This is a genomic window from Paraburkholderia sp., from assembly GCF_050742655.1.
Lineage (GTDB): Bacteria > Pseudomonadota > Gammaproteobacteria > Burkholderiales > Burkholderiaceae > Paraburkholderia.
This window is the reverse complement of record NZ_JBOIGG010000004.1, coordinates 353,069-359,659: the sequence shown is the minus strand read 5'-3', so window position 1 is coordinate 359,659 and position 6,591 is coordinate 353,069. Positions and strand designations below refer to the sequence as shown.

General features: G+C 63.1%; 6 protein-coding genes. 4 read left to right on the top strand and 2 right to left on the bottom strand.

Features of this window, described 5'->3' with window-relative positions; genetic code table 11:
- Positions 1–539: 539 nt before the first annotated feature.
- The 4 genes from ACREXZ_RS08880 (at position 540) to ACREXZ_RS08865 (ending at position 4,399) form a co-directional block, all read left to right on the top strand.
- Positions 540–1,754 (top strand): DUF2863 family protein, encoded by a 1,215-nt coding sequence (locus ACREXZ_RS08880; RefSeq protein WP_431763674.1) that lies wholly within the window; start codon positions 540–542, stop codon positions 1,752–1,754.
- 232 nt (positions 1,755–1,986) lie between these two features.
- Positions 1,987–2,835, top strand: a complete 849-nt coding sequence (locus ACREXZ_RS08875) for a LuxR C-terminal-related transcriptional regulator (RefSeq protein WP_431763673.1) — start codon at positions 1,987–1,989, stop codon at positions 2,833–2,835.
- A gap of 91 nt (positions 2,836–2,926) precedes the next feature.
- Positions 2,927–3,601: an energy-coupling factor ABC transporter permease gene (locus ACREXZ_RS08870; protein ID WP_431763672.1), complete on the top strand. Its 675-nt coding sequence runs from the start codon at positions 2,927–2,929 to the stop codon at positions 3,599–3,601.
- A gap of 153 nt (positions 3,602–3,754) precedes the next feature.
- Positions 3,755–4,399, top strand: a complete 645-nt coding sequence (locus tag ACREXZ_RS08865) for a BspC domain-containing protein (protein WP_431763671.1) — start codon at positions 3,755–3,757, stop codon at positions 4,397–4,399.
- Between the two features lie 158 nt (positions 4,400–4,557).
- Here ACREXZ_RS08865 and ACREXZ_RS08860 read toward each other — a convergent pair whose 3' ends face one another.
- Together ACREXZ_RS08860 and yaaA are read right to left on the bottom strand one after the other, a co-directional pair.
- Positions 4,558–5,733, bottom strand: coding sequence for a M14 family metallopeptidase (locus ACREXZ_RS08860; RefSeq protein ID WP_431763670.1), 1,176 nt, complete (start codon positions 5,731–5,733; stop codon positions 4,558–4,560).
- 46 nt (positions 5,734–5,779) lie between these two features.
- Positions 5,780–6,562, bottom strand: coding sequence for a peroxide stress protein YaaA (gene yaaA / locus ACREXZ_RS08855; protein ID WP_431763669.1), 783 nt, complete (start codon positions 6,560–6,562; stop codon positions 5,780–5,782).
- Positions 6,563–6,591: the final 29 nt, after the last annotated feature.

Below are 6,591 nucleotides of genomic sequence, written 5' to 3'. Positions count from 1 at the left end.
ATCCATCCTTACCGTGTGAGACTCTTGATACCTTCGCCTCCGCGGAAACTCGCGTTCCCGCAGCGCGCCGCCATCAAGCGCCCACACTTATCGGCTGTTAGTTTTTAAAGATCAGTTCCGGCTCACCGCGCAGCACTCCCACCGCCGCCCCGCTCACCGTCTGCCGCCCTGCAGCAGAGAAACGAGATTATGGAGACTTTCCTCTCGAGCGTCAACAGGTTTATCACTTCTCCCCCGCTCGCCGCCCGCCCGGAAATCCCCGCCATTGCTGGCTCTCCCGTCTTCCCGCACCCCGTTTCCCGAAGCGCGAAAGTCCGCAATTCTAGTCACCTCATCTCGCCCTGGCAAGCGTTATTGGAAGATTTTATTTTCGTGACGCCATCGCCACTCACGGCGTCGGCGGACATAACAAAACGGAGCAATCCTATCTGCATCACGCGTCTGGCCACCGCGCATCAATCCCCGGGATCACGAGCAGATGATGCCGCTGCCCAGAACCGACTAGAATGTGTGGTTCTTTGCACCTTACTCCCGGATTTATGCGCTCCCGAATCGCCAAACGCCTCCCCCCCGATGCCGACAAGCTGGTTGGACTGTCGCTTGCCCTGTTTGCTTCGGGTAGCCGCACCGAGGACCGCTTCTGGGAAGCGAAGCTCGATACGCTGCTAGCGAAGATCGTACGCAACGGCAATCAGACAACCCTGGACGCGGCGCTCGATCACCTGCAACAGAATCACCCGGATGCGTACGGCGCCCTCGCCGACATGGCGGAAACCCACAGCGAATCGTTCATCGTCGAGCACGACGGCGCGCCGTATGAAGCCCTGCTGATCGCCGCGCCGGTACTCGCGTGGACCCGATACGCGATTCCCTCCGGCCCGTTGAAGAGCGACGCAGCCGATGCGCTGCGCGCCCATCTGCAGGCACACGTTCTCGCCGCCGACACGCGCGTCGCGATGGTCCCGTTCCTCTACAGCATCGACCAGTTGCCGCGCCATCACGTCGAAACCTGGCGCATCGCGCAGCAACTGTCGCAGACAGCGCTTGGCGGTGCACCCGCCAGGATCAATTTCGGCGACCTGCCGGAAACATCGCCGATTCTCGCCGACCCGCGCTTCCTGCTCGCAATCGTGGCCGCGCCGGTCGGTGCTCCCGTATTTCGCTGGCAGGAAGAAGAGAATGGCACGCGGATCGAACGCGGCCAATGCCTCGAACAGTGGGCGACCCAAGGCGGCGCAAATCTTTCGCTGGTATTGCCCGGATGCGAATTCGAATGCCTGTTGCCGGACGCGTATTACTCCGCGTGCCGCGACGCCGACGAGCGCGTGCGCCCGCACACGGTTCGCACGGCAGTACGTTATCTGTTCGACACGATTAGCGCAGCACCGCAAGAACTGCGGGCGGTCGTCGCCGGCTTCGGCGAACGCAGGATCGACGAATATCGCGTGGGCTTCACACGCCGCGGCAGCAATGACGTGATCTATGGCGTCGTCTGGCCGCTGTACGGACGCGAAAACGGTGAAACCGGCATCGACGAGGAACCGCAGGATGCAGCCCCCGCCGACGGCCCGATCGAAGAAATCGTTTCGCTGCTTAAAGAAACGGGGATCACCGATATCCGACGTCACGCCGGTCGCTTCGAACCCGAATATTGCGACGACTGTGGCGTGCCCCTCTACGCGGATCCGCTCGGCGAGATCGTTCACGCGGAAATGCCCGAAGACGCCGAGCCAGCACAACCGCATTTTCACTGATCGACCAAGCGCCGAACGCGCTTAATCTGGTCACAAGGATTCACCAAACCCTGCGAACGGCCTCTGCTCGCGGGGTATTTTTTTCGCAATCAGATTCAGCCTATACCGTCTGGATAGGGGGTCGCGTTGCAAGGAATTTGTCATCATTGGTTCGACGGCACACCGCACTGCAGTCGGACACCACCGGATCTGCATGCCATGAGCCGCTTCGAGCGATCTATGGAGGCAATGCATGCGATTTTCGGTTCTCAATTCCGACGCGGAACGCCGCGACGGACTCAAGGCGCTCTTGCGACAAATCGACCGGCAAGCGCGCTTCGTTGAAGCGCAGGACTGGCGTCAGGCAGACCACGCGTTACAGCGGCACCGGTTCGATCTATTCGTTATCGACTGGCAGGACTGGATGCGGCTCGCCGACATCCGCGAACTGCTCGTCGCCCATCCCGGACAGCCGGTCGCGATACTGACCGATCACGCGTCGCCGGCAAGTGCGCGTGCACTGTTCGACGAAGGCGTGCTCGGGGTGGTCCCTCGCGCAACCGATCCGCGCCTCATCGTCCACGCATTCGAAATCGTGTTGCTGGGGGCTCACTACGTGCCGCCCGGCGCATTCGCACTCTCTACCCCGCCGGTCGACACGACACCTCGCCAGCCGGACGACATGCCGACGGTGCCTCGCAGGCCGCGCTTCATCAATCGACTGTCGCCGCGTCAGCAACAGATCATGCGCTGCGTGCACATGGGCAGCACGAACAAGATGATCGCCCGCACGCTCGGCATCAGTGAGGGCACAGTCAAGATCCATCTAGCGAGCATTTTCCAGCAGCTCGGCGCACCCAACCGCGCAGCGGCCGTCGCGATCTATAACGGCTGGCTGGCGGCCCAGCTCGAGGTGCTGCGCAACCAGCTCCAGCAGACACCACGACCCGCCCTCGGCGAAGCCGGTCCGATCCCGCTGCGCGGCGTAGCACGGCCGACGTTTCTGTACCCGTGGTCCGACGACGACAACGAAGACCCGCTGCCGATGGCGGCCGAGCCCATCGTCCCGTTCGGCGATCCGGGAGCGTGCGGCTCGCCCTGAGTCTCGCCCTCCCTCCGTGCCGGTCGTGCGTCGCATGGCTGGCACGGATTCCGCTCACACGTTTCCGCCCCCAACGAGTAATATGGGATTTATGGGTTTCCTCTATACGCCGCTTCCGTTTTGGGTCGCTGTCGGTGGCTGGATTGCCGCTGCGGGGCTGCTCGCGCTCGCGCTGTGGAGAAACCCTTTCAAACGCCTGCAAGACGGCACGCTGCAGCACGTATGGCTGGCGATCATCGTTGCAATTTCGGTGTTATGGGCCAGCAACGCATGGCTCGACGACGGCACGGTGCTGCATCTGCTCGGCGCAACGCTCGTCGTCACGCTGTTCGACTGGGCGCTCGCGTTGATCGCGATGGCCGTCGTCACCGGTCTTGCCGCCGTTATTTTCGATGCGCCATGGGAAGGCATCGCACTCACCTTCCTCGTATTCGGCGCACTGCCTGTCGGTATCTCGGCCTTGCTACAACGGGCGAGCGCCGCGTGGTTGCCACGCAATCTCTTCGTGTTCATCTTTGGCCAGGGTTTCGTTTCACCGGCCATCGCCGTCACCTCCACGTCAGCACTCGCGCTCGCATTGCATGTCGCGCTCGCCGACGGCTCATCGGCCGTGATTCCGGTCGGCTATGTGTTCAGCGCTTTCCTGCTGGCCACCGCCGAAGCCTGGTTCACCGGCATGTCCACTACGTTGATTGCCGTCTATCGCCCCGCGTGGGTCACGACGTACGACGTGCGCCGCTATCGCCTGGGCGGTCCGCGTACTTGAAGCGACGCCGGATACGCCGATCCTCTACAATGCATCCCGCATGCCGCACAGCGGCAAACCTCGTTCGTCGCGCAGCAAAATAATTGCGTGCGGATTGAACTCCTTTCGGCAGCCGGGCATCTTACGTGCCTGACGTCACGACACTCTAACTAGATGGATCGCACCAACACTCCGCGCCAATTTCTGCGCTGGGTCGGCAGGCTGGCAGCGTGCGCCGCAGGCATCTCGCTCGCCTGCGCGACCCCCGCCTTTGCCGATCAGCTCGAAGAACACAACGCACTTGTCACCCGCTTCATCAACGACATGCATGCGGACCCGCTCGTCGCCGACTGCGCCGCCCATGCCAACTTCGTCGCGAGCACGTCGTCGGCATTTGATCACGTCGATTTCCCACCCAGCTCGTTCGACAGCTCGCACGCGTCGGTGACGCCGTGGAACGATTCGTTCGACGACGGCAAGCAGCGCGTCAAGGTGGACAGCGTCGTCACCGTCGAAGGTCTCGGCATTCCGCAGAACGGTAACGGCGACCCGATGGATCTGAAGTTCCGTTGCGGCTACGTCGGCACCCAGATGCTCGCGTTCAGCTGGAACGATCCGGTCCCGCCCGCGCGTGCGCGCGCCAGCCCCGGTCCATCGTCGGGCAAGAAGAAGGCACTGCATGGCAAGCACGGCGTGAAGAAATCGACGGGCAAGACGTCGAAGAGCGCCACCGCCGGCAAATCGGCTTCGCGATCGGGCACGAAAGCGGCACCGCACACGGGAGCCAGGAAAACCGCGAAGACCCAAAAAGCGAACTAACGCGCGCGGGCAGTTCGACGCGGAATCGTAGCGCAAAATAACAGCGCGGCCTCATGCCGTGCATCGCCCACCAGCCTCGCATCACACGAAAAAACGGGGAGCGCACATACCGCGCGCTCCCCGTTTTCGCCCGCCCGCTCAACGCGCCCGCTGCAGCATCACACGAACGTTTCGACGTGTCGCAAGATCGCCTGCAACATCGCCGCGCCGAGCGCCGCGCTACGTTCGCAGTTCCAGCCCACGCGTTCGTCGGGCAAATTCGCGTTGTCCTTGAACGGCATTTCGAGCGTCAGCGACAGACACCCGAACTCATTGCCGATGTACTTCGACGCGAGCTTCAGTGCGTCCTGCCGATACTTGCCGGCTTCGTAGCCGTACTTGTCCTGAAAGTCCGGGCTCGCGTGCCTGAACGCCTCGACGAACGCGTTCTGCTCGGCGCCCTGACGCTCGGTGAAGCCCGGTAGCATCTCCGAGCCCGCGACGAACACATACGGCAACGCCTCGTCGCCGTGGATATCGAAGAACAGGTCGCAGCCAACCGCATGGATCGCGTCGCGCACCACGAGCACCTCAGGGCTGCGCGCCGCATCCGGCTCGAGCCATTCGCGATTCAGGTTCGCGCCGGCCGCGTTGGTGCGCAGATTGCCGCGTACGCTGCCGTCTGGATTCATGTTCGGGACGATGTAGAACGTCGCGTGATCGTACAGCTTGCGCGCCACCGGATCGCCCGCCCAGTCGCCCCATCCCGCGAGCCGCTTGACGAGCCCCTCGACGAACCACTCCGCCATCGTCTCGCCCGGATGCTGGCGCGCGATGACCCACACTTTCTTCTTCGGCTTCGACGCTTCGTCGTCCGGCTCGTCCGCTGCGCCCGGTGCACCAAGCGTCAGCAGCGACATCGGACGGCCTTCGACCGTCCGGCCGAGTTCGGTCAACGTCGCGTGCGGCATCTGCTGGACCGCACCGAGAAATTCAGCGTGGCGCTCCTCGCTGTAGGGCTCGAAGTACGCGTAGTAGATGCTGTCGAAATCCGGCGTGTGATCGATGATCATCACGCGGCCGTCGTACGAGGTCGGCACGCGGAACCAGTTCACCCGGTCGTAGCTCGCCATCGCGTGATAGTCCTGCCAGCCTGCGGCGAATGCGCAGTCGGCCGCGTTCTCGAACGTCATCACGCAGCGCTCACCGCGCCCGCCCGACAGCCGGAAATAGAACCACTGCGCGAAATCCGCGTGACTGTCGCGCCGCACGCGCAAACGGATGTCGGCGGGTTGCGCACACGACACCACTTCGATGGCGCCCGCGTCGAAATTGCTGGTAATGGAAAGCGTCATGATGTCTTCCTGCTTCTATCCAATCGGTCTTTAGGGTCGTCGTCGCTCACAACGCGATGCGGCGGCGAAACACGTACGTCGAATCGTTCGACGCGTCGGCATCGAACGCATAACCCTCTGCGTCGAAACCCTTCAGCTGTTCGGGCGCCTCGAGCCGACGTTCGACCGCGTAGCGCGCCATCAACCCGCGCGCGCGTTTCGCGTGAAAACTGATGATCTTGTAGCGTCCGCCCTTCCAGTCCTCGAACACCGGTGTGACAACCGGCGCATCGAGCAGCTTCGGCTTCACCGATCTGAAGTACTCGGTCGATGCGCAGTTGACCAGCACCCGCGCCGCACGCGTGTTCTTCTTCAGCTGCGTGTTCAGCGCATGCGTGATGCGCTCGCCCCAGAACGCGTACAGATCCTTGCCGCGGCCGTTCGCGAAGCGCGTCCCCATTTCGAGCCGGTACGGCTGCAGCAGATCGAGCGGACGCAGCAGCCCGTACAGCCCCGACAGCACGCGCACGTGCTTCTGCGCGTAGTCGAGATCGGCGGCCGACAGCGAGCGCGCGTCGAACCCTTCGTACACATCGCCGTTGAACGCGAGCACCGCCTGCTTCGCGTTGTGGGTGCCGAACTCCGGTGACCAGTCCGCATAGCGCTGGAAATTGAGGCGCGCGAGCGGATCGGAAATATCCATCAGCGCGCCAATCTGCTGCGGCGACAGGCGACGCAATCCGCCGATCAGTTCGGCGGCATCTTCGATGAAATCGGGGAGCGTATGTTTCCTGACGTGCGGCGGCGTTTCGTAGTCCAGCGATTTCGCCGGCGACAGAACGATTATCATAGAGGCTTGCAGGCACGCCGTGCCTGGCG